We start from the raw sequence: 23,520 nt of genomic DNA on the forward strand, positions 1-23,520 counted from the left end.
GTGAAGGAATGGCTTCAGGATCTGGAAAAGAAGCATAACATCACCATATATTATGCATGTGAAGCAGGAAGCCGCGCCTGGGGAACGGCTTCCGAACAATCGGATTACGATGTTCGTTTTATTTACAAATACAATGAGGTACGCAGCTATTTAGCGTTAAAGCCTGAACAGCAGACAATTGTCCATGCCTCGCCGGCAGACTCGGCAGGCTGGGATTTGTTCAAGGCTTTCAGCCTGCTGGAAAAATCGAATCCGAGCCTTTATGAATGGGCGTATTCGCCAATCGTCTATATTGACAGGCAGGATTTTGCCAGCCGTCTCCGGAACTTCATCAGTGAAGAATATTCTTCTTTTAAGCTTGCAAAGCATTATCAGGGACTGATGGTTCGGAACTTAAAAGAAATCTCGGGCAAGGAATTGACGCCAAGGAGGCAGAAACAGCTGATTCACGCTGCAAGATCCGGCCTGCTGGCAGGAATGCTGTCAAAAAAAATGAAAGCTGTGCCTTGGTCCGATCTCTTTGCCTGTGCTCCTGAAGGACAGGACTTTGCCCAAATACTGCCATACTATCATATCCTTGGAGAATCAAAGGCGAGCGGCAGACTGATAAAGGAAAGTGAAAGAGCAGAATTGGAGATCCTTTTATACCGGCAGACAAACCAGCTGGACATTCCGGCGGGGGAGGCTGGCAAAAGGGAAAATACCAGGGGGAAGCTGAACCAATGGCTTTGGGAACTTCTCAATATTTAGGGGGAAATGATGGGGAAATCATTTCATGCTTGTGCTACCTGCATCCATTTCCAGGCAGAAAGGGCCGGGGGAAAAATGGAGTACCGGTGCAGGCGGCTCGGCTTTGACACATTGCCATATTACCAGTTCAATTGCTGGGATCCAAAGGAAAATGTCAGGAAACTGATGGAGAAAAGGGAAGGGGGAAAAGAAAATGAAATGGGTGAAAGAACTGAATGAGGTGATAGAAGGGCTCGGCAGCGAAGACGTCAGGTTTTGTGATTGCCGGTTCAGTCTGGGGGAGCCGGAAAAAGGGGAAAAGGCCTATCTTGAAGAACATATCCCGGGCGCTGTTTATTTTCATTTGGAAAAGGACCTTTCCGGACAAGTGTCAAAGCATGGCGGAAGGCACCCCCTCCCGGATATGGATGATTTCAAGGGAAAACTTGAACAGGCGGGAATCTCCAATCTTTCAACTGTCATTGCTTATGACGGCGGAGAAGGGGCGTTTGCTGCAAGATTATGGTGGCTGCTCAAATATGCCGGCCACGAAAACGTCTATGTCCTGAATGGCGGCTTCAAAGAATGGAAGAAGGAAGGACAGCCTGTGACAAAAGAAATTCCCCACATTGTGAGGAGTGAATATGCCTTAAGCCTAAATGCTGAGATACTGGCTGATACAGAAGAGGCAACAAAGGTTTCCGAGGCTGAAAGCAAGAAAACCTTAATAGATTCACGGGAGGCAAAACGCTATCTGGGAATAGAGGAGCCTATTGATAAAAAAGCTGGCCATATTCCCGGAGCAGTCAATTATCCATGGACAGACGGATTCGCTAGCGGAAAATACAGGAATGCGGAAGAACAAAGGAAAAGATTCAGCAGCATCAGACCGGAAGATCCTGTCATTGTTTATTGCGGTTCAGGCGTCACGGCCGCCCCGAATTTCATTGCTTTAAAGGAAGCAGGCTATGAAAATGTAAAGCTGTATGTCGGCAGCTTCAGCGACTGGATTTCCTATCCGGAGAATCCAGTAGCTCAGGCAGCTGGCAAATAAAAAGAAAATCCCTCAAAAAGGGATTTTTTTACTTTTTCTTCTGTTGTATAATTGAGAAGGTTCTGAAATTTTAATAGGGGGATCTTTTTTCATGAGCACAGGCTATACCATTACAAAAAAGAGAAAAACGGAAAAGAGCCAAATCTTTGTTTCATGTGCAATCATCTTGATTTTGTCGTCATGTTTTGTGCCGATTTTCATTCTGATACCACTGCAGGAGATCCTGTTTTCACCATCAGGCGAATGGTTCTTTGAACCCTTAAGGGCTGCTTATGGCGTTTTCATTGCCGGCCTGCTGCTGCTGGCAGCCATATGCATAACTGCAGCTGTACTGCTCAGCAAGCAGAGAATGACAGCAGGATTGAAAGGGTTATTGGCAGGCAGTGCTATTATTGGTGTGCTGCTCATCCTGCTTAGTACAGACGGGTATCATTATGCAGACCAGAAGGGCATTACAATCGATCCTATTTTTTCGCTGAAGGAAAAAACATACACATGGGATGAAGTGGCAGCTGCGGAGCAGACAGCCAAACTATCAGGAGGAATAGCAACTGATGACAAATTCATTGTGACCTTTAAGGATGGAAAGAAATATTCCATGGTGCTGAATAACAATGTAGTCAAAGCAAGGGTTGCCATGCAGTATGTACTCAAAGAAAAAGGAATAGAAGTCATTAAAAAAGACCCGCAGGCAGAGTGATGGACCTGTAAACAGAAAGGCCTTTACAAGGCCTTTTTCCCGTTAAAGGAACCTAAATCTTTACAGGGAAGCCGTGTCTTCATCCATGTTATAATAGTGAAATATGAAGAGAAAAGGGGCTGTACATGATGAATGAAAATAAACCTTCCCTGCTGCTTGTTGATGGCATGGCACTGTTATTCAGGGCGTTCTTTGCAACTGCTGTCACCGGCCAGTTTATGATCAATTCAAAAGGGGTTCCGACTAATGCGATTCAGGGATTTCTGAAGCATTTTTTCACAGCCGTATCATCCTTTAAGCCAACACATGTGGCTGTTTGCTGGGATATGGGCAGCAAAACCTTCAGGACTGAAATGTTCAGCGGCTATAAAGCAAACCGCTCAGAAGCGCCAATCGAATTGCTTCCTCAGTTTGATCTGGTCAAAGAAGCTGTAGAAGCTATGGATATTCCCAATATCGGGCTGGCCGGGTTTGAAGCTGATGACTGCATCGGCACGATTGCGAGAAACCTTCAGCCGGAGGCCAGGGTTTCTATCCTGACGGGCGACCAGGATATTCTGCAGCTCCTTGACAAAGATATTTCGGTCATCCTGCTTAAAAAAGGGTTTGGCAATTATCTTGTCCATACAGCAGATACCTTTTATGAAGAAAAAGGGATTACGCCAAGGCAGATGATCGACCTCAAAGCTTTTATGGGAGATCCAAGCGATAACTATCCTGGGGTAAAAGGAATCGGCGAAAAAACAGCATTAAAGCTTTTGCAGCAGTTCGAACATGTGGATGGCGTTATCGAGAATCTGGACAAGCTCACAAAAGCGCAAAAAGCTAAAATTGAAGAGGGGCTTGAAATGCTCCATCTAAGCAGGCAGCTGGCAGAGATTAAATGCGATGTTCCAGTCCAATGTGTCCTGGATGATGCTGTTTATAAAATCAATCAGCAAAAGGCGATGGAAAAGTTCAGTGAACTGGAATTAAGGGGGCTGTACAGGCATCTCGAAAAGCTTGAGGAAAGCAAGAGCCTTGCCTGAGTTCTGCAGATATAAGATTGGAGGAGCTGCCACAGCTGCAGCTCCTTTTGCTGTTATTTCGTATTTTTCTTTTTTGCAGCATTCTCAAGCTTGCTTTTTGGCTCTTCAGCAAACTCGGCATCCTGTCCGTAGCCTTGGGGATTGACGCCAGGGGCTTTTTTCCCCCTGTTGGCATGGCCGTTTTTACTCACGTGCATTCACCTCCGGAAAAGTGATGCAGCTGCTGATTATTGCACCTGCAGCTTTAGTATTTGCCAAACGAATATTTAAACCCCCTCATCTTCACAATATAAAATGAGGTGATGGCCATTGAATAAAGGAGTCATTGTAGCGCTGCTAAGCATCATCATTGCCCAGGGCATGAAAATACCTCTCCACTTTTTAAAGAAAAGGGAATGGAAGCCGGGTTTGTTTTTCCAGACAGGCGGGATGCCGAGCTCCCATTCAGCAGGCGTGTCCTCCCTGACTACATTTATAGCCCTGAAACGCGGGCTGCCGACAATTGATTTTGCTCTGTCTCTTGTATTCGGCCTGATTGTCATGTATGATGCGCAGGGAATTAGGAGGCAAACGGGCGAGCTGACCTTGAAGGTTAACTCTATGGAAGAGCTGATGGACAAAGTCCACAAAGATGAAGCAGTGGAATTCAGTGAAGAAAAACCGAAAAAGCTTAAAGAAATGCTCGGGCATCAGCCACAGGAAGTGCTTGGTGGCGCCCTGCTTGGAATCCTTACCGGTTCGGCAGGCTATCTGCTCTCAAAAAAAGATAGAAAATTGTCGAAATTTAAGGTAAAATTTAGAAGATAGGATGACAAGATTCAGGGAGCTGCAGCATATTGAAAACCGTTGAAGAATATTTGACTCACCTTGAAAGCAAAGGCTTTCAATTCCGTGAAGACGCAAAAGGATTTGTATACTTTGGCAAGCAATATACGAATGCATCGGATGAACTGGCAAATGCCGCTATCGAAATAACACTAAAAGCACAAAAAGCCTTTGACGGGAGCTTTTATGTATCCCTGCTGGAAATGCTGATGGCCAATGGGATCACTACCCGCAAAGAAGCGCTCCATTTCATCAAACAAAAAGAGCTTTTGGCTATATAAGCCAGAGGGGAGGCCCGTGCCTCTCCTCTTTTTTATCCTGCAGTTTGAATTGGTGCAGCTGAAAAAGAAATATAGGCCCTGGCAAGTGCCAGGGCCTTATCGTCTCTTTACACAGCATTCAGCCGTGCTTTCTGCTGTTTTCTATATTAAGCGGATTTTTGCTCGCGCGCCACTTCCCTTTTTTCCTTCCTTGAAGGCAGCTCTGCATAGACCATTCCCGCAAAAATCAGCCCGCATCCAGCAAGGGCCGAAATCGTAAGGCGGTCCCCTGCCCAGAGATAGCCGGCTGCCGCTGCAAAGACAGGCTCCATTGCAAAGATAAGCGCCACTCTTGTGGGAGTGGTGAATTTCTGGAAAGCAGTCTGCGCCAAAAAGGCGAGAGCGGTAGCAAATATGGAAGTCACCAGCAAAGCCGTAACAACATTTCCTTCGAGGAGAATATCAGGATTCAGGGCTGACTGCCAATCCTCGAATAAAAGAGCAGAAACACTTGCAAGACCTGACACAGTCAATATTTGAACAACCGTCAAAAGCAGGGCCGGATGGTGTTTGCTGAATTTGCCGGTGAAAATGATATGAAGGGCAAATCCTGCAGCACAGACAAATGTCAGCATATCCCCTTTGTTCAGGGAAGATGCATCTGTCATGGCGAGCAGATAGAGGCCGGCCGCAGCAGCAGCCACTCCGATGACGCTGTTGGCGCCTGGCTTAATTTTCAGCAGAGCAAAGGCCAATAAAGGGACCATTACGACACTTAAGCCCGTAATAAAGCCTGCTTTTGAAGAAGTTGTATAAAGAAGGCCGGCTGTCTGGAAGGCATATCCTGCAAACAGCCAAAGGCCTATGAAGATGCCTGAGGATACCAGCTTCCAATTGAGGCGGGCCAGCTGTTCCCTTTTAAAAATAAAGAGCCAGATGGCAAGGAGCATTCCGGCGATAAAAAAACGCACCGCATTGAAAGTGAATGGCTCCAGAAAAGAAATGGCATTCTGGACCAGCACAAAGGTCGCACCCCACACGAGTGCTACCAGAAGAAGGCAGATATCTGCCAAGGATCGGGACTGTGTCATTCAGCGGTCCCTTCTTTCCCATTGTCGCGGACCGCTTTCCTGGCCAGTTCATCCGCTGTTTTATTCTCACTGCTTGGAATCCATTTCATAAAGAAAAGGTCGAACTGCCTGGAGAGGCCCAGAGCTTTTTCCAGAAGACTGCTGTAAAGAGGGTTCTTGACGAATTCCTTCTCGACTGCTGCATTCACAAGCTGGGAATCTGTCCGAAAAGAAACGGTCCTGTAGCCACTTTGCAGGCAAATCTCCAGTGCGTGGATAAAAGCGTGATATTCTGCCTCATGATTGCTCATTTCACCGAGCGGTATGCTATGGCGTTCAACAGTGCCTCCAGCCTTGATGAAAATTCCGGCGCCGCTTGGTCCAGGGTTGCCGGCGCTTGCACCGTCAATATATACTTCGATCATCGCAAATCCTCCATTTAAAAGAATGAAACTTGCTTATCCCGCATGAGAACGGGTAACACTATATGTAAGTTTATCACAGAAACGGTTCTTTCTTATCACCGTGAATGCAAAAAAAGAGTGCCGAGGCACTCTCTTCATTCTATTGGTCGATGGATGTATTCGCCTTATTTGTTTTATGCATTTTCTTGGCAAGATAGCCAAAAGGCGTATCCAGGATGGCAACAAAGAACTTCAGCAGGTAAGTTGTAATGAATATCTGGATCCATTCATTGAAGGGAAAGACCCCTGCAAAAGCAATCCCGGTAAAAACAAGTGTATCAATAAACTGGCTGATGATCGTACTTCCGTTATTCCTGATCCAAAACTGATTGTCTTTGGGGAATTTCCTTTTCAGGAACTGAAAAATATAAACATCCAGGAATTGGCTTGCAAGATAAGCAGCAAGGCTTCCCAGCGCTATTTGCGGAAGAAACGAGAAAATCGTGCTTAATGCACCTTGTGCCATATCAATTTCATGCGGTTTGAAAAGCAGCACCATCTGCATGATCACTGTCATGGACAGAAGTGTCAAAAATCCAAGCCAGACCGCCTTTTTCGCTTCTTCTTTACCGTACTTTTCGTTCAGGATGTCCGTAACAAGGAAGGCGGTGCCATACATGGCATTTCCAAGTGTGGCGGTCATACCGAATATTTCAATTGTTTTTATAACCTGCAGATTGGCAAGTACAGTAGAAAGGCCAATCCAGACAAAAAGTCCGGTTTTGCCGAAAATGCGGTAAAATAATAGGACAAAAGCAAAATTAACTAAAGCAAAAATGAGGCCAAACCATTCGTTAAACATAAGATCCTCCTAGTTTTGATAGTGCGGGAAGTTGCGAACCGCCATATATTAAATTGTCCTTGACCATTATAGCGTGAATATAGAAGGAAAGACACATCTCAGGAGAAGTGAAAGTTTTAGCAATTTTGTGATACTTGTGCACGAACTGGAATAGGCTAAACAAATACTTGATACTGAAGCGAAAGGCGGATACTATGAAATACAAGTTAGAGTGGCTTTACAGGCTGAAAGGAACAGACGGAATCCGGTTCACCTCAGACTGGATGGACGGGGAAACTGCGCTTGAACTCGGCGGAGATCTAGAAAAGGGAGGAAAGGCCCTGGATCTTGAGTTTTTCGATGAGATGGGTACCGGCTGGTCACTGAAGGAAATGAGGAAGCTGCTGGCCGAAGTGGAAGCCGAGCCTCATGACATAACCGTGTACTTTGACGGCGGATTCAATAAAGATACCTATCAGGCAGGACTGGGAGCAGTTATTTATTATAAGCAGGGAAAAAAGAAGTTCCGCATCCGGGCAAATGAAAGAATCAGCGAAATGGAAACCAATAACGAAGCGGAATATGCTGCCATGCATTATGCTGTTACACTGCTGGAAGAAATGGGAGCTCATCATATGACATGCCGCTTCCTGGGTGATTCACAGGTCGTGCTTAAGCAGCTTGAAGGAGAATGGCCCTGTTATGAAGAGAGTTTGAACAGATGGCTTGACCGGATAGAAGAGAAAATAAAAAAACTTGGCCTTGAGCCGAAATATGAGCCTATACCGAGGTCCGAGAATAAAGAAGCGGATAAGCTGGCCAGCCAGGCGCTGGAAGGAAAGCTGATCAACAGCAGAATGCAGATTATATAAAAGCTGGAATATTGTTTTCTGAAGAGGAAAGGAAGGACAGAGTTGGAACGAAAGGATATCTATAAAGAAACAGAAGAGCTTATGGAACAGTACTGCAAAGGCTGCTTTCTCCACAAGTATCACAAAGAAGAAAAAGGGAAGAGGTTCGCTCACCGATTTTGCATTACTCAATGCACGATCGGGGAAAAAATAAAAAAATGCGGCAGCAGACTGTCTTAGAAACAGTCTGCTGCCGCTTTCATTTACCTATGTAAAAAAGGCTGGCAAAATGCCAGCCTTTTTTAATTGGTCTCCAATGGGCCAATATCTATAAGTGCTGATTAAAGTTTTACAACATTAGCTGCTTGAGGTCCGCGGTTTCCTTCAACGATTTCAAAAGAAACTTCCTGGCCTTCTTCCAAAGACTTGAAGCCGTCGCCTTGGATAGCAGTGAAGTGAACGAACACATCGTCTCCGCCTTCAACTTCAATAAAACCAAAACCTTTTTCGTTATTGAACCATTTAACTTTGCCGTTTTGCATGTGAACTTTTCCTCCTAAGCCTTTCAAGACACAGATTGTGTCGAAATAAATATTATCACTAGCAGAATAATTATCTAGTTCTGGAAAACTCAAAAATTATCCTGTTAAATGATGTCTATAATATACACGAAGGAAAATTTCCAGTCAAGGAATAATGCAGAATTTTTACAAAAATCTCTTAAATTTTTTGAATCTTTTGTATTTATGAAAAAAAGGACAAAAAATGATAGGTGGCGTTTCCTGTTTTTGTTAAAATTAAAGCTATAAAATAATTCTGGAGGCAGGGTGAGATGGTGAAAACCTTTAAGGAACCCGGCAGGGAGAAGCCTTTATCTTCAGCAGAAATCGATCGGCTCCTTTTCCAGCTGAAAAGAGACAGGCCAGGACCTCCTGCGTTTGCTTCAGGCTGCATAAGCGATGGAGGAGGCGGGAAGGATACTGCCGGGCTGATCGATCATGCGGTGGGGCAGGTGGAGGATATATTCGCTGGAGCAAGACTAGGGAAGGGTGTTGGAATAACTGCAATCAAAAAAGATATATTGCCTGTCATCCGGACACTTGCTGATATTCCCGGAGTGTCCCATGTTTTCCATCAGCTCGACCGAAAAGACAGATATACCTCGAGCCATGCCGTATGTGTCAGTATGATAGCCGGGATGATCGGACGCTGGCTTGGCATTGGCGGAGCACTGATGGAGGATTTGCTTCTTGGATCCATCCTTCACGATATCGGTAAAATTAAGATTCCGGATGAAATTCTATCAAAACCCGGAAAACTTACTCTATCAGAATATGAAGAAATGAAACTTCATTCTGTTTATGGATATGAAATGGTCAGGGATTTGGATGCTGTAAGCCCGAAAGCAGCCCTTATTGTTCTGCAGCATCATGAAAGAGAAGACGGAAGGGGATATCCGCTGGGCCTGAAAGGAAGGGAAATAGAGCATTTAGCAAAAATTACAGCCATTGCAGACGTTTTTCATGCCATGTCGTCTGCCCGCATTTACCATGAGGCCCTGCCATTTTACCAGGTCATGCGCAAGATGAAGGATGGCGCTTTCGGTTCATTTGAACCTGGTTTTATGCTTATTTTTATCCAAAACCTGATGAACAGCCTGGCCGGTTCTAGGGTCAGGCTGACAGACCAGTCAGAGGGCAGGATCCTGATGATTCACCCATATGATCCTTTATCCGCACTTGTGCAGACAGAAGACCGCCTCATTGATTTAAGATACAGCAGGGGGCTGCAAATCGAACGGATATTATGAATAGGAGAGATTGCTTGTCATTTTCAGCCCTTTTTCTCATAAATTATAAAACAGCCGGCTGCATCCTGAATAAAGTGCAGCCTGCTGAAAAACAAAGAAAAAGGTGAGAAGATGTTCAGGTTCTTGATAGGGAATGAGGAATGGATATTAAGATTTTCCCCGAATATCGAGCTGGATCCTGAAATCAAACAGGCTATCTTCAGTTCGCTCATACAGCTGGGCAAAACTTTTGTGCAAAGTTCTCACGGCGATTCCTTTTCTATCATAGATGAACAAATCGGCATGATCATTTTTACTCTCGAGAAAATTCCGTCCCTGATCCTTACTGTATCACATGTGATTCCAAAAGAAAGATGGTATACCCAGTGCAATCTGTCTATAAAGCCATATCAACCCTAAACCGGCGCAGCCGGTTTATTTTTTTTTATTAAATAGATTGACATATCTTACACTGAGGTTAAAATGTTTACCAAAGGAAACTTTTATGTTTTAGTTAAAAATTTATAGTCCTGTTTAAAAAGTGTGCACATCGCTAAAAGAGGTGCATACAATTTAGGACTGAGGATGAAGAAAAACAGAAGGAAGAGGTGTCGGGATTGAAAAAATGGATGATGTTAGCTTTTGCTTTTAGTCTGATTGTGCTGGGGGGATGCTCCGGGAAGACCGCTGAAAGTGAAGGGGATGGAAAGAAGCTTTATATCACCACAACGATCGGGCAGATAGCCGATGCTGTGAAAATAATAGCGGGGGATAAGGCGGAAGTGCACAGTTTGATGGGGCCGGGCACAGACCCCCATCTTTATAAAGCAACACAGGGTGATATGGAGAAGCTTCAGGAAGCGGATATCATTTTTTACAGCGGTCTGCACCTGGAGGGAAAGATGCTTGATATCTTTGAGAAAATGAATGAACAGAAACCCACATACGCCATAGCTGAATCTATAGAACCAGAGAAGCTTTTGGCTGCAGACGGCAGCAAAGCCTATGATCCCCACGTATGGTTCGATATCGATCTATGGAAAACCGCTCTCAAAAAGGCAGAAGAAGGACTGATTAAGGCAGATCCTGATAATGAACAATACTACCGGGAAAATGCAGATGCCTATTTTGCAGAAATGGATGAATTAAAACGATTTGCGGACAAGGAAATGGCAGGGATTCCGGAAGAACAGCGTGTGCTGGTTACAGCCCATGATGCTTTTGGCTATTTCGGAAGAGCATACGATATGGAAGTGATGGGCCTTCAGGGATTGAGCACTGATGCCGAATACGGACTCGGCGATGTTCAGGCCCTTGTCGATACACTGGTCACGCGTAATATAAAGGCAGTTTTCGTTGAATCGAGCATCTCGGAAAGATCCATCAACGCGGTCATAGAAGGAGCAAAGGAAAAAGGCCATACCGTTTCTATCGGAGGAGAGCTGTTCTCTGACGCAATGGGAGAGGAAGGGACAGAGGAAGGAACTTATCTGGGGATGTATAGGCATAATGTCGATACCATCGCGGAAGCGCTGAAATAGGAGGAAAGGCCATGAATCCAGTAGAAATAAAAAATCTGACAGTCGCATATCAGAAGAAGCCTGTCCTGAGCGATGTAAGCTTTTCGGTCGGGGAAGGAAGCCTGGTAGGAATAATCGGGCCGAATGGAGCCGGAAAATCTACGCTTATTAAAGCCATACTGGGGCTGATTCCGAGAGCTTCGGGGGAGATAAAAGTATACGGCAGAGAATACCGGCCCAAAGACAGGCTCGTTGGGTATGTGCCGCAAAGGGGTACTGTAGACTGGGATTTCCCGACGAATGCGCTTGATGTTGTCCTTATGGGGCGATACGGCCATGTCGGCTGGTTCAAGCGTCCCAAAAGAGCCGATGTGGAAGCAGCAAGGGAATGCCTGCGCAAAGTAGGCATGGAAGCTTTTCAGCACAGGCAGATCAGCCAGCTGTCAGGAGGACAGCAGCAGAGGGTCTTCCTTGCAAGGGCACTTGCACAGGATGCAAGCGTCTATTTCATGGATGAACCATTTGTCGGGGTGGATGCCGCTACAGAAAGGGCAATCATCAGCCTGCTGAATGAATTGAAGGCCCAGGGGAAAACGGTGCTGGTTGTGCATCACGACCTGCAGACTGTAAAAGAATATTTTGATTCTGTCATCCTGCTCAATATGAGAACCATAGCCCACGGTCCGGCAGATAAAACATTTACAATGGAAAACCTGCACAAGACATATGGCGGCAAGCTGGCCTTCCTGGAAAAGGGCCAAGTGATGGTCGAGCAAAAGTGAGGTGTCTTATATGAATGAACTATTGCAAATGCTGGGCAACGCGAATACACAGTGGGTCCTGTTTGGAACAATGCTGCTGGGTGCAGCAAGCGGAGTGCTTGGAAGCATAGCCCTTCTGAGAAAGCAAAGCCTGATCGGGGATGCTGTTGCACATGCAGCATTGCCGGGGATATGCATTGCTTTTATGCTCACAGGTGAAAAATCTCTGCCTGCCCTCCTTATCGGAGCAGCAATTACCGGTCTGCTTGCCGCCTATTGTATCCAATTCATCACTTCCAGCTCAATTCTAAAAGAGGATAGCGCGATTTGCCTGGTATTGTCTGTATTTTTCGGATTCGGGATTGTCCTGCTGACAAAGATATCCCAATCGCCTGCAGGCAACAAGAGCGGGCTGGATGACTTTATTTTCGGGCAGGCTGCTTCCATGGTAGGGAGCGATGTAAAGCTGATGGCAGGTGCCTCTGCCGTTCTCATCGTGGTGACTTTGCTGTTCTTTAAAGAGCTGAAGGTCCTGACCTTCGATCCTGATTTTGCGAGGGGGCTCGGACTTCCTGCCGGCTGGCTGAACTTTATGTTTCTTACCCTTCTGGCTGGCACTGTTGTCATCGGTATCCAGGCGGTAGGCGTAATCCTTATGGCTGCAATGCTGATCACACCAAGCGTTGCTGCGAGGTATTGGACAGAGTCACTTGGGAAAATGGTCATCATTTCAGGAGGATTCGGGGCCTTATCAGGAATGGCCGGAACCCTTCTGAGCACGCTGGGGCAGGGGCTTGCAACTGGGCCGTTCATTGTTGTTACGGCTACTGGCTTATTTCTGTTCTCTGTCCTGGCTGCCCCGCAGAGAGGACTGCTGACAAAGCTGGCCAAAAGAATCGTCTTTAACAGGAAGACGAAGAGGAGCCAGGTGCTTAGGGCAATGTACAAACTGACAGAATCTGCTTACAGGGAGACAGGGAAGGAACAAATGATCATAGCTGAAAGCAGGATCTCCGATGAGCTCGCTTTCTCAAAATCACATACCATGAGGCTGATGAGCGACCTGTACAAGGAGCATTTAATTGCAAAAGATCCAGGAGGATGGATGCTCACGGACAAAGGCGTTCTCGAAGGTTATATCCTGACGCTGAAAGGACGCATAAATGAACTTTGCCTGATGCACAGTGAAGAATTTAATGAGGACCAGAGGGAAGCGCTGGCTGAAAAGCTGATGGTAAAACCGTCAGATCCGCTTGCCAAAAGAGCGGAGAAACTGCTCTGGCAATATAATATGATGCCGGTCCTTTCACCTTTTCCCCTTCCAGAAAGGAGAGAGAATCTATGAGCTATGAATTATGGATTTTGGCAGTAGGATCACTGGCCGGAATCACCTGTGCCATCACCGGATGCTTCCTGATATTGCGGAAGCTTTCCATGCTTGCCGATGCCATCAGCCATACCGTGCTCCTTGGAATCGTCCTTGCTTTTCTGATCAGCCAGAGCATGAACGGATTTTACATGCTCCTTGGAGCAGCAGCAACAGGTCTGGCAACGGCCTTCCTTGTCCAGACCTTTAACAGCAGCGGCGTTCAGGAGGATGCTTCAATCGGCGTAGTGTTCACCTTCCTGTTTGCTGTAGGAGTAATCCTGGTCTCGCTTTTTGCTGAAAATGTCCACCTGGATGTCGACCATGCATTGATGGGGGAGATTGCTTTTGTCCCTTGGGATGTCGTCCGGATTGGAATGCTTCCAGAAGTCCCGAAAGCCTTTCTGATGCTTGGGGGTGTCCTGCTGTTTAATCTGCTGCTGATTGGATTATTCTACAAGGAATTCAAAATTACATCTTTTGATCCCCAGATGGCAGCAGCGATAGGGATTCCGGTTCTGTTCATCCATTACCTGCTCATGGGAATGGTTTCGATTACAACTGTAGCTTCTTTTGACAGCGTCGGGGCAGTCCTTGTCGTTGCTATGCTGATTGCACCGGGAGCATCAGCATACCTGCTGACAGACAGGCTTGGGACCATGCTTATCTATAGTGCATTGATCGGAGCGGCTGCCGCTGTCGGCGGATATTTCGCTGCAAGCTGGCTGAATGCCTCGATATCCGGAAGCATGGCAGCTGCCAATGGAATACTATTTGCCCTTGTTTTCCTGTTTTCGCCTACTAAAGGGTATATAATGAAAAAACGGAACAGCATGCGGGTCCGTACAGCAGAATGATCATACTCTCTAGTCTTTTGGTTTGCAGGGAGCTTTAAAGAGAGAAAGTTTAATAGTATAATAGAAGAAGCGCCGGGAATGGCGCTTTTTTCTGCTGCCTCAAGCCATATGTACATCAGCAGCTACCCTCAAGCCATCCATCTCCCATAGAACCCCCCATTTATTCAATTCTGAAAAAAGTGCATGATCCCAATCTGACAGGAGCTAAAGGGTGCCTGAACAGCCTGGAATCATGTATAATCTTTTTTTCGGGCCCTGCTGCCATTGAGGTTAGCAGTAAAATAATCAAGTCGGACTTGCGCAGTCCCGAGCAAGGAGAATGAATATGAAACTGATTATTGCAGAGAAGCCTGATCAGGGAATGAAGCTTGCCGCCCCATTTTCATTCAAGAAAAAAGAAGGCTATCTGGAAATCGCTCCGAACCAACTGTTCCCTGATGGTGCTTTCATGACTTGGGCCATTGGCCATTTATGTGAACTGGTTCCTCCCGAGGAATATGATTCTAAATGGAAAAAGTGGTCACTGAGCACTCTGCCGATACTTCCGGAGCAATTTAAGCACCGTGTATCCAAGTCAAAGTGGAAGCAATTCAAAGTCATCAAAGAACTGGTCCACCATAAAGAAGTCAATGAAATCATCATTGCCGGTGATGCAGAAAGAGAAGGGGAAGCCATTATCCGAGTCATTCTGACTCAGTGCGGCAGCAGAAAGCCGATGAAGCGGCTATGGATTTCATCGCTCACCGCCAAATCTGTAACAAATGGCTTTGCCAATCTCCTTGATGAGTCTAAGACAAGAAATATTTATTATGAGGCGCTCAGCAGGGCATGTGCCGACTGGCTTGTCGGTATGAATGCTTCGAGGGCATACACCCTGCTGCTCCAGCAAAAAGGGATCCAGGATGTGTTTTCTACCGGAAGGGTCCAGACCCCGACCCTTGCACTGATTGTAAAAAGAGAAAAAGAAATCGAGAATTTTAAGTCAGAGCCTTTCTGGGAAGTCATGGCTACTTTCAATATGGAAGGAAAGACATATAAAGGGAAATGGCATAAAGATGGGAATTCCCGTCTCGATAATGAAGGGATGGCCAGGAAAATCCAGCAGTTTGCAGAAGGAAAGAACGCCAGGATTGAATCAATCGATAAAGACAGGAAGGAATTCCTGCCTCCTTATTTATTCAATCTCTCGTCCCTGCAGGCTGAAGCAAACAAACTTTACAAATATTCCCCGCAAAAAACATTGGAAATCGCCCAAAAGCTTTATGTGAAAGGAATTATTTCGTACCCTCGCTCTGACTCAAGCTTTGTCACGAAAGAGGAGGCGGCGGCATTTCCTGAAACACTGGAAAAGCTTTCGAAAATGGATGCTTTTAAAGCTTTTTTCCCGCTTCCTGTTTCATCCATACTGGATAATAAAAGATTTGTGAATGAAAAGAAAGTGACAGACCACTATGCCATCATTCCTACAGAACAGGCAGCCGACCCGGCTAAAATGGGTGCCGATGAAGCAAGGATTTATGAGCTGATTGTAAAAAGGCTGATTGCCGCCCATTATGAAAAAGCCATCTTCGATTATACAACCATCCATACATTGGCGGATGAGAGGGCTGCTTTCCTGTCAAAAGGGAAGGAAATGATTCAGGAAGGCTGGAGGAAGGTCCTGTTCAGCAACAAGAAGAGTGCTGCTAAAGATGAAGATGAGCAGGATCTCCCGTCCCTCGAATCCGGCGAAAGAGGGATTGTACAGGATACAGAGGTTAAAGAGAGCAAGACGCAGCCGCCTAAGCGGTATACCGAGGGGCAGCTTATCACCCTGATGAAAACTGCCGGGAAGCATTTGGAGGATTCTGATCTGGTCAAAGTGATGAATCAGACTGAAGGGCTTGGCACTGAAGCTACGCGTGCCGGGATCATTGGCATTCTTAAGGACCGGATGTATATTGATGTCCGCAAGAACCAGGTGTATGCGACGAACAAGGGAAAGCTTTTGATCGATTCAATCGGCGAAAGTGTGCTTGGATCCCCTGAAATGACCGCCAAATGGGAGCAGCGCCTGAATGAAATCGGTGAGGGGGCAGCATCGCCAAAAGAATTTATGGAGCAGGCGAAGAAGCTGTCAATCAAATTAATCAATGATGCGACAGAACAGAGTTCCCGGTGGAGCTTTGATGGATATGACCTGGAGGAATTCAAGGATAGAAGGCCGGGGAAAAAAGGCAAAAGGGGAGGTGCGGGCACGAAGGTCGGCAAATGTAAGCTGTGCGGCGGCGATGTTGTTGACAAAGGGACTTTTTATGGCTGTGCGAATTATAAAGCCTCTGACTGCCGTTTCACCATATCCAAAAAAGTGCTTGGGAAGACCATAAGCCAGGCAAATGTCCGCAAGCTTTTGAAAGATGGGCAGACAGATCTTATCAAAGGGTTCAAAAAAGGCGAAAAGGAATTTCAGGCCAGGCTAGAATGGGGAGAAGGCAGGCTTAACTTCGTCTTTGAAAACAGCATAAAGCAGCAATAAATGCAGGGGAGGGGCACAAGCTTCTCCCTGGTGTTTCGCTTGCCTGACTTGTTTGTCCTCCCCATCTATAGTAAAATTTTTATTGGACAATTTTTACGGGGCTGCATGGTGGAGCTTTCTGTTTGCAGGAAAGCAATGGGCCGGTGACGATTATTTAACAGGACACAGCAGTAAAGCTGAAACCGGATGTGTATTTCTGTCCGGCAAGAAGCTGGTTTTAATACTTAGGAGGTTATCGGATGCCTACTCCAAGCATGGAAGATTATATAGAACAAATATACATACTGATAGAAGATAAAGGTTATGCACGTGTATCCGATATCGCCGAAGCTTTGTCAGTCCATCCTTCTTCAGTTACTAAGATGGTGCAGAAGCTGGATAAAGACGAATATCTTGTTTATGAAAAATACAGAGGGCTGATCCTGACTCCAAAAGGCAAAAAGATCGGCAAAAGGCTTGTATACCGCCATGAACTTCTCGAACAGCTGTTAAGGATCATCGGCGTGAAGGAAGAGAATATTTATGAAGATGTGGAAGGCATAGAGCATCATTTAAGCTGGGATGCGATTGACCGGGTGGGTGACCTAGTCCAGTTCTTTGAAGAAGATCAGGGGAGAGTGGATTCTCTCCGCGAAATCGCCAGGAAAAATGAGCAGACTGAAGGATGAAGACAGAATAAAAAGCGGTAAGGCGTTAAAGGATGCCTTGCCGCTATTTATTATCACATTTTTAAAAGGGATCGAAGGGGTGGTGGTAATAAAGAACTGCCATTTAATTATTTGAGCCCTGTTGATTGGAGTGGAAGGCACGTAGACTCCTGCGGGATTGCAGCGGCAGAGCTGAGACCCCGCAGGAGGTACGACGAGGAGGCTCAGCGCCGCCCCGCGGAAAGCGAAGTGCCTGGAACGCAAATCAACAGACTACATTTGAAAGGCATACTTCATGAAACTTTCTTATTTCTTTTGCCAAAGGCATAGATGAATACGAATATTTCTTAATTTTACCTTAACGGTTATTAAGCCTCGTTTATACCCTTACCCAAAGCTCGGAAAATCCTCTAACAGATTCACCGTGTTAACATTGTTTTCCATCAGGCTGTGTTCCGCCTCTGCAAGCTCGATGAGTCCTTCTTCTGCTTCCATCATTGCTTTTCTGAACGATATGATCCGCCCTCCCGAGGTCTGGAAAGACATAATCTCTCCCAGGTGGTTTCTTTGGACAGCAATTAATTTTTCCGGCTGCATGTAAAGCCCCTCCTTTAATTTCCTTAGTACAAAGGATTACCAGCTGCCCTTATAGAAATACAAGAATGAAACTTTTTTAGAATATATCCGTAATAAAAGTGAGGGATCATCAGGATGGAATTTAATTGGGCCTCTGAAGCAGAAAGGCTTTGGGATGAGAAATCCGGCTCATGGAGCCGGCAGAGCAGGGAAATGTGGGAATCAGGCAGCCGGAAGGAAATTGCAGGCTTCTTCAATCAGCATGTCCCTGCAGGTTCTGCAGTCTGTGACCTTGGATGCGGAGATGGCTTTGGCACACTGAAACTCGCAAATGCCGGCTATAAAGTAACAGGGGCAGATGTTTCAGAGGAAATGATACATAAAGCCATTAAGGTGAATGAAGGAAATGATGCAAGATTTATTAAATCTGATATTGCATCTTTGGATGTTCCTGATCATGCCTTTGATGCAGTGCTTGCGATCAATTCCCTTGAGTGGACTGAGAGCCCACTTGCAGTCCTCAGGGAAATGCAGAGGGTGGTCAGGCCGGGAGGATTTGGATGCGTCGGCATTTTAGGCCCCACTGCGAAGCCGCGGGAAAACAGCTATGAAAGGCTTTACGGCAAGAAAGCTGTCTGCAATACAATGATGCCATGGGAGTTCGAAAGGCTAGCTGCTGAAAACGGATGGAGCAGGACAGCCGGGTTCGGTGTTTATAAAAGGAGTGCAGAACTGATTTCCAAAGGCTCCTTAACAGAAGAATTGCAGCAGGCATTATCGTTTATGTGGGTATTCATGATCAAAAATGATAAATAAGAGGAGGTAGTAGGGATGAGCAGATATTCAATCGAAGAATTCGTCAGCCAGACAAAACAGCAGGATAAAGGAGAAGGCCTGTTTGAGCTTGAAACACCAAGGATGCTTGAGATCAACCTGACAAATCAGATCTGGGCAAAAACCGGTGCCATGGTTTCCTACAGGGGAAACATAAAGTTTGAAAGAGAAGGGATCCTGGAGCACGGTCTCGGGAAAATGTTCAAAAAGGCGCTGACAGGGGAAGGGACGTCACTGATGAAAGCGACAGGGAATGGCAAACTCTATCTGGCAGACCAGGGGAAAAAGATATCAATCCTTAACCTTGGCGGTGAAGCGATTTTTGTGAACGGAAATGACTTGCTGGCATTCGAACCCGGCATCAGCTGGGATATCAAGCTGATGAAAAGGATCGCCGGCATGATGGCAGGCGGGCTCTTCAATGTCCGCCTTGAAGGGCGCGGCATGGTCGCCATCACTTCCCATTATGAGCCGCTGACACTGCTGGTCACACCGGATAATCCAGTGTACACAGATCCAAATGCTACAGTAGCCTGGTCAGGCAGCCTTCAGCCGGAGTTTGTGACTGATATATCCTTTAAGACCTTCCTTGGAAGAGGAAGCGGGGAATCAATCCAAATGAAATTCTCGGGCAACGGTTTTGTTGTAGTGCAGCCGTTTGAGGAAGTCTACTATAGCCAGCAAAGCTGATTGAATGGATGAAATGAAATGGCTGCCTCTAAGAGTGCAGCCATTTTGCCATTCTTTCAGAAGACAGGGCGTTACCATTCATATGGAGTTTCCTGGTATACATAATAGTTCAGCCAGTTTGAAAAAAGCAGATGCGCGTGAGACCTCCATCTGTTCTTTGGAGGCAGCATAGGGTTGTCTTCAGGGAAATAGTGCAATGGCAGGTCTGGCACAAGCCCCCTTGCTTTGTCCCTTTCATACTCATCAGCCAGTGTGAGTGCCTCATATTCCAGATGGCCGGTGACCATAATTCTTCTGCCGTCCTTTGAACTGATGATGAATGCGCCGGCCTCTTCTGATAAAGACAGAAGCTTCAGGGAAGGATGCTCGTTTATTTTTGCAATCGAAACGTCTGTATTCCTTGAATGAGGAGCAAGGAAATGGTCATCAAATCCTCTCAGCAGCTTTATGGAAGGGTCGCAAACGGTATGGGCGTATACCCCGGAGCATTTCCGCGAAAGGATCTCCTTGCCGATCCCATAATAATGATAAAGCGCAGCCTGGGCGCCCCAGCAAATATGCATGCTGGAGGTCACATTCTCTTTCGCCCAATCCATGATCCCAGTCAGTTCTTCCCAATAATCGACTTCCTCGAAATCCAGCATTTCAATCGGAGCCCCGGTTATGATCATCCCATCGAATTTATGATGCCTGATCTCTTGAAAAGTGGTATAAAACTGCTCAAGATGCAGTTCACTTGTATTTTTTGATTCATGTGTCGCTGTTTTAAGGAACGAAATATTTACCTGGAGCGGTGTGTTGCCAAGAAGCCTCAAAAGCTGTGCTTCTGTTTTTTCTTTTTCAGGCATGAGATTCAGGATGATGATATTAAGCGGACGGATGTCCTGCTGCCTTGCCCGGCTGTCATCCATGACAAAGATATTTTCTTTCTCCAGGATCTCACGGGCAGGCAGCAGAGGCGGAATACAAATGGGCACGGGCCTTCCTCCTTGTTTGAATATTCAATTATCTAATTATAAAAGCAAACGGCATGATCAGGCAATGCCGGGCAAAAGATTCATTATTTAAAATTCTATCACTTATTATTGGACGCGGTGGTACAATATAGAAGGAAACTTTGCATATTTCGGGGGGACAAGAATGAACGTGAAACCAAAGGTAAAGTCAGATATCGAAATCGCACAGGAATCAGAACTGAAACCGATCAAAGAAATTGCAGCCGGAATCGGGCTGGAAGAAGATGATTTAGAGCTTTACGGGAAGCACAAGGCCAAGCTCTCATATGAGGCCATGAAAAAGCTGCAGACAAAAGAGTCTGGAAAAGTCATTCTGGTTACAGCCATCAATCCAACTCCTGCAGGAGAAGGGAAGTCTACAGTGACTGTCGGTCTTGGTGATGCCCTGACAAGACTCGGGAAGAAAACCGTGATAGCGATGCGTGAACCTTCACTTGGCCCAACGATGGGAATCAAAGGGGGCGCCACCGGCGGCGGATATGCACAGGTACTGCCTATGGAGGATATCAATCTTCATTTCACGGGGGACCTGCATGCTATTACTTCAGCAAATAATGCGCTCTCTGCCTTGATTGATAACCATCTGCAGCAGGGAAATGAACTGGGTATCGACCAGCGGAGGATTGTCTGGAAGCGGGCAGTCGATCTGAATGACCGGGCCCTGAGAAAGGTGATCGTCGGTCTTGGCGGCCCTATGCAGGGAGTGCCAAGGGAAGATGGGTTTGATATTACGGTGGCCTCGGAAATCATGGCCGTTTTATGTCTGGCATCCGATCTGGCAGATTTGAAGCTGAGGCTTTCCAGGATGGTCATCGCCTATAATGATCAAAAGGAACCTGTAACAGCCGGAGATTTAGGTGCAGAAGGCGCGCTTGCCCTGCTTTTAAAGGATGCTATTAAGCCGAATCTGGTCCAGACGATTGAACATACACCAGCTTTGGTGCATGGAGGGCCATTTGCCAATATCGCCCATGGCTGCAACAGCGCTGCCGCGACAACAGCTGCCTCAAAGCTGGCCGATTATGTGGTTACAGAGGCCGGGTTCGGTGCAGATCTTGGAGCAGAGAAATTCCTTCATATTAAAACAAGAAATGCTGACATCCAGCCTGAAGCAGTGGTGATCGTGGCCACAATCAGGGCGCTTAAGATGCATGGCGGAGTAAAGAAAACAGATCTTGCAGAGGAAAATGCCGCTGCATTGGCAGAAGGATTCGCCAATCTGAAGAAGCACGCTGAAACGATTAAGAGCTTTGGCCTTCCGTTCACTGTTGCCATAAATAAATTTGTAACTGATACAGATCTGGAAGTGAGCACACTGCTTGGACTCTGCGAGAAAGAAGGCTTCCCTGCTGCCCTTACAGAAGTATGGGAAAAAGGCGGGGAAGGCGGACTTGCATTGGCAGAAACTGTCCTGAAGCTTATTGATAAAAAGGAAAGCAGTTTTGCTCCGTTATACAGCCTGTCAGATCCGCTTGAAGAGAAAATCAGGACTATCGTCCAGAAAGTATACGGGGGAGCAGATGTAGAATTTGCGGGCAAAGCTAAAAAGCAGCTTGCTGATTTTGAGACCTTTGGCTGGGGAAGCCTTCCGGTGTGCATGGCCAAAACTCAGTATTCGCTGTCAGATGACCCTGCAAAGCTGGGCAGGCCTGAAGGATTCACTGTGACAGTCCGCGAGCTGAAGCCTTCCATCGGGGCAGGTTTCATCGTAGCCCTTACAGGAGATGTCATGACAATGCCGGGGCTTCCGAAATCGCCTGCTGCTTTGAAAATGGATGTGGATGAGAACGGAAATGCTGTTGGTCTATTTTAAAAGGGGTGTTCAGCTTGTTTGACCCTACTGCGTATGAAAATATGAAGATCGTCATGGAAGGCCTTCTGTATGATAAGGACCTTGCCGGTCAAATCAGCATAATTGACCGCAACGAGCTGATTAATACCGCCAAGCTTTCGAGGACATTTGAAATCACTTTTCAGGACAGGGAATCTGTCAAAGCTTCATGCACCTTCATCATGCAAGCGGCGCTCGAAAATCTGGCGGCTGAGCTGCATCCCGCCCTCCTGTCTGAAAAGCTCTCAGGCTGCATGATCAGCATCCGATTTTCCTTCAGCCAAAAGAATGAGCCGGAACAGACAGCCGGGATCGACAGGCTCATGAAGGCCATTTGGGGAGAAAATAGAAGCATCACCCAAACAGTTTCCTATGATCCATTACGCAAGCCGGACACTGTGCAGAATATAACGGAAATCACTTTTGGCAGACTCATTTATGAAGACCAGATTGATGATCTTGCCCTTCTGTCCGATCATATGGCCGAATGCCTGAGGAAGCTTGAGGATGTGCTTTTTTAACCAAGAGTTTAAACTGGCATTATAGACTGATCGTGATTACGATAATAGCAGGAGGTGCGATGATGTCTATATATCAATTTAATGCAATGAAAGCAGATGGCTCGGATGTCCCGCTGAGGGAGTTTGAGGGGGATGTGCTCCTCATTGTCAATACAGCCAGCAAATGCGGCTTTACACCACAGTTCAAGGAGCTGCAGGAAATCTATGAACAGCTCCACAGGGAAGGTCTTGAAATTCTCGGATTCCCCTGCAATCAATTCATGAATCAGGATCCGGGCAGCAACGAAGAAATCCAGCAGTTCTGCCAGCTGAACTATGGGGTGTCCTTCCCTATGTTCGCGAAGGTGGATGTGAACGGGAAAAATGCCGACCCTATTTTTCAATATTTAACAGAAGAAGCGCCTGGCATGCTTGGCATGAAGGCTGTCAAATGGAATTTCACCAAATTCCTTGTGAACAAAAAAGGAGAAGTCGTCAAGCGGTATTCTCCCAATACAAATCCCAAAGAAATCCTCGGCGATATTAAAGAAGAATTGGCAAGATAATGCATCCGGTCCTAAACTGGATGTAACAAAAGGCTCTGCTTTGGCAGGGCCTTTTTGCCTGCCATTTTTTCTGTTTTAAAAATTTAGAATTGTCTTTACTTTGATTCTTTAACCTAATACGATAAGAATGGGCGTGCCAAAATGTTCCACCAAGGGGGAACAAGGCAAATAACTGCCCTGATCGAAGGAGGAAATAAAGATGGACAAAGCAGGAAAAATACAAATTCAATGCACCGATAAGATGGAAGGCACGTAGTTAAGAATCGAGGAGGAAGAGACATGGAAAAAGT

Annotated in this window: 29 protein-coding genes; 22 read left to right on the forward strand and 7 right to left on the reverse strand. The window is 46.2% G+C overall.

From position 1 onward, the window contains the following. The 5 genes from Q9R36_RS06970 (at window position 1) to Q9R36_RS06990 (ending at window position 3,511) form a co-directional block, all read left to right on the forward strand. Window positions 1-750 (forward strand): nucleotidyltransferase domain-containing protein, encoded by a 750-nt coding sequence (locus Q9R36_RS06970; protein ID WP_165352517.1) that lies wholly within the window; start codon window positions 1-3, stop codon window positions 748-750. 6 nt (window positions 751-756) lie between these two features. Beyond that, the gene (locus Q9R36_RS06975; RefSeq protein ID WP_009791205.1) at window positions 757-969 is read left to right on the forward strand and encodes a hypothetical protein; all 213 of its coding nucleotides are present in this window, start codon (window positions 757-759) and stop codon (window positions 967-969) included. Beyond that, window positions 944-1,783 carry a sulfurtransferase gene (locus tag Q9R36_RS06980; protein ID WP_311224696.1) on the forward strand — a complete coding sequence of 280 codons (840 nt, stop codon included), beginning with the start codon at window positions 944-946 and terminating at the stop codon, window positions 1,781-1,783. Before Q9R36_RS06975 ends, Q9R36_RS06980 begins: the two co-directional genes overlap by 26 nt. 91 nt (window positions 1,784-1,874) lie before the next feature. Next, a complete protein-coding gene (locus Q9R36_RS06985) occupies window positions 1,875-2,483 on the forward strand; it encodes a hypothetical protein (RefSeq protein ID WP_129611968.1) in 609 nt (202 codons plus the stop codon). 128 nt (window positions 2,484-2,611) lie between these two features. Continuing rightward, window positions 2,612-3,511, forward strand: coding sequence for a 5'-3' exonuclease (locus Q9R36_RS06990; protein WP_035401106.1), 900 nt, complete (start codon window positions 2,612-2,614; stop codon window positions 3,509-3,511). A gap of 53 nt (window positions 3,512-3,564) precedes the next feature. Here Q9R36_RS06990 and sspL read toward each other — a convergent pair whose 3' ends face one another. Then, the gene (sspL, locus tag Q9R36_RS06995; RefSeq protein ID WP_022544111.1) at window positions 3,565-3,702 is read right to left on the reverse strand and encodes a small, acid-soluble spore protein L; all 138 of its coding nucleotides are present in this window, start codon (window positions 3,700-3,702) and stop codon (window positions 3,565-3,567) included. A gap of 118 nt (window positions 3,703-3,820) precedes the next feature. On the opposite strand from sspL, the gene Q9R36_RS07000 reads away from it, so the two are divergent. After that, window positions 3,821-4,318: a divergent PAP2 family protein gene (locus Q9R36_RS07000; RefSeq protein WP_009791200.1), complete on the forward strand. Its 498-nt coding sequence runs from the start codon at window positions 3,821-3,823 to the stop codon at window positions 4,316-4,318. A gap of 29 nt (window positions 4,319-4,347) precedes the next feature. Further along, window positions 4,348-4,617, forward strand: a complete 270-nt coding sequence (locus Q9R36_RS07005; protein ID WP_009791199.1) for a DUF6123 family protein — start codon at window positions 4,348-4,350, stop codon at window positions 4,615-4,617. 146 nt (window positions 4,618-4,763) lie between these two features. Here Q9R36_RS07005 and Q9R36_RS07010 read toward each other — a convergent pair whose 3' ends face one another. From Q9R36_RS07010 to Q9R36_RS07020, 3 genes are all read right to left on the reverse strand, one after another. Next, window positions 4,764-5,687, reverse strand: coding sequence for a DMT family transporter (locus Q9R36_RS07010; protein WP_311224697.1), 924 nt, complete (start codon window positions 5,685-5,687; stop codon window positions 4,764-4,766). Beyond that, the gene (locus Q9R36_RS07015) at window positions 5,684-6,091 is read right to left on the reverse strand and encodes a reverse transcriptase-like protein (protein ID WP_094767189.1); all 408 of its coding nucleotides are present in this window, start codon (window positions 6,089-6,091) and stop codon (window positions 5,684-5,686) included. Before Q9R36_RS07015 ends, Q9R36_RS07010 begins: the two co-directional genes overlap by 4 nt. A gap of 139 nt (window positions 6,092-6,230) precedes the next feature. Further along, window positions 6,231-6,932, reverse strand: coding sequence for a queuosine precursor transporter (locus Q9R36_RS07020; protein WP_101550135.1), 702 nt, complete (start codon window positions 6,930-6,932; stop codon window positions 6,231-6,233). A 194-nt stretch (window positions 6,933-7,126) separates the two neighbouring features. On the opposite strand from Q9R36_RS07020, the gene Q9R36_RS07025 reads away from it, so the two are divergent. Both Q9R36_RS07025 and Q9R36_RS07030 read left to right on the forward strand, forming a co-directional pair. Continuing rightward, window positions 7,127-7,783 carry a ribonuclease H family protein gene (locus Q9R36_RS07025; RefSeq protein WP_022544110.1) on the forward strand — a complete coding sequence of 219 codons (657 nt, stop codon included), beginning with the start codon at window positions 7,127-7,129 and terminating at the stop codon, window positions 7,781-7,783. A gap of 42 nt (window positions 7,784-7,825) precedes the next feature. After that, window positions 7,826-8,002 (forward strand): zinc-finger domain-containing protein, encoded by a 177-nt coding sequence (locus tag Q9R36_RS07030; RefSeq protein WP_009791750.1) that lies wholly within the window; start codon window positions 7,826-7,828, stop codon window positions 8,000-8,002. A gap of 101 nt (window positions 8,003-8,103) precedes the next feature. On the opposite strand, the gene cspD is transcribed toward Q9R36_RS07030, so the two are convergent. After that, complete coding sequence (gene cspD / locus Q9R36_RS07035; RefSeq protein WP_009791749.1) at window positions 8,104-8,304, reverse strand: cold-shock protein CspD; 201 nt, start codon at window positions 8,302-8,304, stop codon at window positions 8,104-8,106. Window positions 8,305-8,594: 290 nt separating this feature from the next. On the opposite strand from cspD, the gene Q9R36_RS07040 reads away from it, so the two are divergent. The 8 genes from Q9R36_RS07040 to mntR all read left to right on the forward strand — a co-directional run bounded on the left by Q9R36_RS07040 (window position 8,595) and on the right by mntR (window position 17,238). Continuing rightward, entirely contained in the window at window positions 8,595-9,572 is a 978-nt protein-coding gene (locus Q9R36_RS07040) for an HD-GYP domain-containing protein (protein ID WP_009791747.1), read from the forward strand. 111 nt (window positions 9,573-9,683) lie between these two features. Beyond that, window positions 9,684-9,971 carry a hypothetical protein gene (locus tag Q9R36_RS07045; RefSeq protein ID WP_009791745.1) on the forward strand — a complete coding sequence of 96 codons (288 nt, stop codon included), beginning with the start codon at window positions 9,684-9,686 and terminating at the stop codon, window positions 9,969-9,971. Between the two features lie 197 nt (window positions 9,972-10,168). Beyond that, on the forward strand, window positions 10,169-11,092 hold the full coding sequence (locus Q9R36_RS07050) for a metal ABC transporter solute-binding protein, Zn/Mn family (RefSeq protein ID WP_311224698.1): 924 nt from the start codon (window positions 10,169-10,171) through the stop codon (window positions 11,090-11,092). A gap of 11 nt (window positions 11,093-11,103) precedes the next feature. Then, window positions 11,104-11,853: a metal ABC transporter ATP-binding protein gene (locus Q9R36_RS07055; protein WP_009791617.1), complete on the forward strand. Its 750-nt coding sequence runs from the start codon at window positions 11,104-11,106 to the stop codon at window positions 11,851-11,853. Window positions 11,854-11,863: 10 nt separating this feature from the next. After that, on the forward strand, window positions 11,864-13,177 hold the full coding sequence (locus tag Q9R36_RS07060; RefSeq protein ID WP_022544107.1) for a metal ABC transporter permease: 1,314 nt from the start codon (window positions 11,864-11,866) through the stop codon (window positions 13,175-13,177). After that, window positions 13,174-14,055, forward strand: a complete 882-nt coding sequence (locus tag Q9R36_RS07065; RefSeq protein ID WP_101550132.1) for a metal ABC transporter permease — start codon at window positions 13,174-13,176, stop codon at window positions 14,053-14,055. Before Q9R36_RS07060 ends, Q9R36_RS07065 begins: the two co-directional genes overlap by 4 nt. 325 nt (window positions 14,056-14,380) lie before the next feature. Next, entirely contained in the window at window positions 14,381-16,570 is a 2,190-nt protein-coding gene (locus tag Q9R36_RS07070) for a DNA topoisomerase III (protein WP_101550131.1), read from the forward strand. A gap of 239 nt (window positions 16,571-16,809) precedes the next feature. Further along, a complete protein-coding gene (gene mntR / locus Q9R36_RS07075) occupies window positions 16,810-17,238 on the forward strand; it encodes a transcriptional regulator MntR (RefSeq protein ID WP_009791612.1) in 429 nt (142 codons plus the stop codon). 366 nt (window positions 17,239-17,604) lie between these two features. Here the strand turns inward: mntR and Q9R36_RS07080 are convergent, their stop codons facing one another. After that, entirely contained in the window at window positions 17,605-17,814 is a 210-nt protein-coding gene (locus Q9R36_RS07080) for a manganese transport transcriptional regulator (RefSeq protein WP_009791610.1), read from the reverse strand. A 114-nt stretch (window positions 17,815-17,928) separates the two neighbouring features. Here Q9R36_RS07080 and Q9R36_RS07085 point away from each other — a divergent pair, with 114 nt between their 5' ends. Together Q9R36_RS07085 and Q9R36_RS07090 are read left to right on the forward strand one after the other, a co-directional pair. Next, entirely contained in the window at window positions 17,929-18,609 is a 681-nt protein-coding gene (locus Q9R36_RS07085) for a class I SAM-dependent methyltransferase (RefSeq protein WP_009791609.1), read from the forward strand. Window positions 18,610-18,624: 15 nt separating this feature from the next. Continuing rightward, window positions 18,625-19,317 (forward strand): AIM24 family protein, encoded by a 693-nt coding sequence (locus Q9R36_RS07090; protein WP_009791608.1) that lies wholly within the window; start codon window positions 18,625-18,627, stop codon window positions 19,315-19,317. A gap of 71 nt (window positions 19,318-19,388) precedes the next feature. On the opposite strand, the gene metA is transcribed toward Q9R36_RS07090, so the two are convergent. Further along, window positions 19,389-20,294, reverse strand: a complete 906-nt coding sequence (gene metA, locus Q9R36_RS07095) for a homoserine O-acetyltransferase MetA (protein WP_009791607.1) — start codon at window positions 20,292-20,294, stop codon at window positions 19,389-19,391. 163 nt (window positions 20,295-20,457) lie between these two features. Between metA and Q9R36_RS07100 the strand changes: the two genes are divergently transcribed. The 3 genes from Q9R36_RS07100 (at window position 20,458) to Q9R36_RS07110 (ending at window position 23,230) form a co-directional block, all read left to right on the forward strand. Next, window positions 20,458-22,146, forward strand: coding sequence for a formate--tetrahydrofolate ligase (locus tag Q9R36_RS07100; protein WP_094767197.1), 1,689 nt, complete (start codon window positions 20,458-20,460; stop codon window positions 22,144-22,146). Between the two features lie 14 nt (window positions 22,147-22,160). Continuing rightward, window positions 22,161-22,685: a hypothetical protein gene (locus tag Q9R36_RS07105; RefSeq protein WP_022544105.1), complete on the forward strand. Its 525-nt coding sequence runs from the start codon at window positions 22,161-22,163 to the stop codon at window positions 22,683-22,685. Window positions 22,686-22,747: 62 nt separating this feature from the next. Then, window positions 22,748-23,230 carry a glutathione peroxidase gene (locus tag Q9R36_RS07110; RefSeq protein WP_022544104.1) on the forward strand — a complete coding sequence of 161 codons (483 nt, stop codon included), beginning with the start codon at window positions 22,748-22,750 and terminating at the stop codon, window positions 23,228-23,230. Window positions 23,231-23,520: the final 290 nt, after the last annotated feature.

This window comes from Bacillus sp. AG4(2022) (assembly GCF_031844465.1).
In the GTDB taxonomy this organism is placed as follows: Bacteria; Bacillota; Bacilli; order Bacillales; family Cytobacillaceae; genus Bacillus_AB; species Bacillus_AB infantis.

Coding starts and splice junctions, on each gene's coding strand:
- Q9R36_RS06975 (WP_009791205.1), top strand. CDS start 757: ATGATGGGGAAATCATTTCATGCTTGTGCTACCTGCATCCATTTCCAG.
- Q9R36_RS06980 (WP_311224696.1), top strand. CDS start 944: ATGAAATGGGTGAAAGAACTGAATGAGGTGATAGAAGGGCTCGGCAGC.
- Q9R36_RS06985 (WP_129611968.1), top strand. CDS start 1,875: ATGAGCACAGGCTATACCATTACAAAAAAGAGAAAAACGGAAAAGAGC.
- Q9R36_RS06990 (WP_035401106.1), top strand. CDS start 2,612: ATGAATGAAAATAAACCTTCCCTGCTGCTTGTTGATGGCATGGCACTG.
- Q9R36_RS07010 (WP_311224697.1), bottom strand. CDS start 5,687: ATGACACAGTCCCGATCCTTGGCAGATATCTGCCTTCTTCTGGTAGCA.
- Q9R36_RS07015 (WP_094767189.1), bottom strand. CDS start 6,091: ATGATCGAAGTATATATTGACGGTGCAAGCGCCGGCAACCCTGGACCA.
- Q9R36_RS07020 (WP_101550135.1), bottom strand. CDS start 6,932: ATGTTTAACGAATGGTTTGGCCTCATTTTTGCTTTAGTTAATTTTGCT.
- Q9R36_RS07025 (WP_022544110.1), top strand. CDS start 7,127: ATGAAATACAAGTTAGAGTGGCTTTACAGGCTGAAAGGAACAGACGGA.
- cspD (WP_009791749.1), bottom strand. CDS start 8,304: ATGCAAAACGGCAAAGTTAAATGGTTCAATAACGAAAAAGGTTTTGGT.
- Q9R36_RS07040 (WP_009791747.1), top strand. CDS start 8,595: ATGGTGAAAACCTTTAAGGAACCCGGCAGGGAGAAGCCTTTATCTTCA.
- Q9R36_RS07045 (WP_009791745.1), top strand. CDS start 9,684: ATGTTCAGGTTCTTGATAGGGAATGAGGAATGGATATTAAGATTTTCC.
- Q9R36_RS07055 (WP_009791617.1), top strand. CDS start 11,104: ATGAATCCAGTAGAAATAAAAAATCTGACAGTCGCATATCAGAAGAAG.
- Q9R36_RS07060 (WP_022544107.1), top strand. CDS start 11,864: ATGAATGAACTATTGCAAATGCTGGGCAACGCGAATACACAGTGGGTC.
- Q9R36_RS07065 (WP_101550132.1), top strand. CDS start 13,174: ATGAGCTATGAATTATGGATTTTGGCAGTAGGATCACTGGCCGGAATC.
- Q9R36_RS07070 (WP_101550131.1), top strand. CDS start 14,381: ATGAAACTGATTATTGCAGAGAAGCCTGATCAGGGAATGAAGCTTGCC.
- mntR (WP_009791612.1), top strand. CDS start 16,810: ATGCCTACTCCAAGCATGGAAGATTATATAGAACAAATATACATACTG.
- Q9R36_RS07080 (WP_009791610.1), bottom strand. CDS start 17,814: ATGCAGCCGGAAAAATTAATTGCTGTCCAAAGAAACCACCTGGGAGAG.
- Q9R36_RS07085 (WP_009791609.1), top strand. CDS start 17,929: ATGGAATTTAATTGGGCCTCTGAAGCAGAAAGGCTTTGGGATGAGAAA.
- Q9R36_RS07090 (WP_009791608.1), top strand. CDS start 18,625: ATGAGCAGATATTCAATCGAAGAATTCGTCAGCCAGACAAAACAGCAG.
- Q9R36_RS07100 (WP_094767197.1), top strand. CDS start 20,458: ATGAACGTGAAACCAAAGGTAAAGTCAGATATCGAAATCGCACAGGAA.
- Q9R36_RS07110 (WP_022544104.1), top strand. CDS start 22,748: ATGTCTATATATCAATTTAATGCAATGAAAGCAGATGGCTCGGATGTC.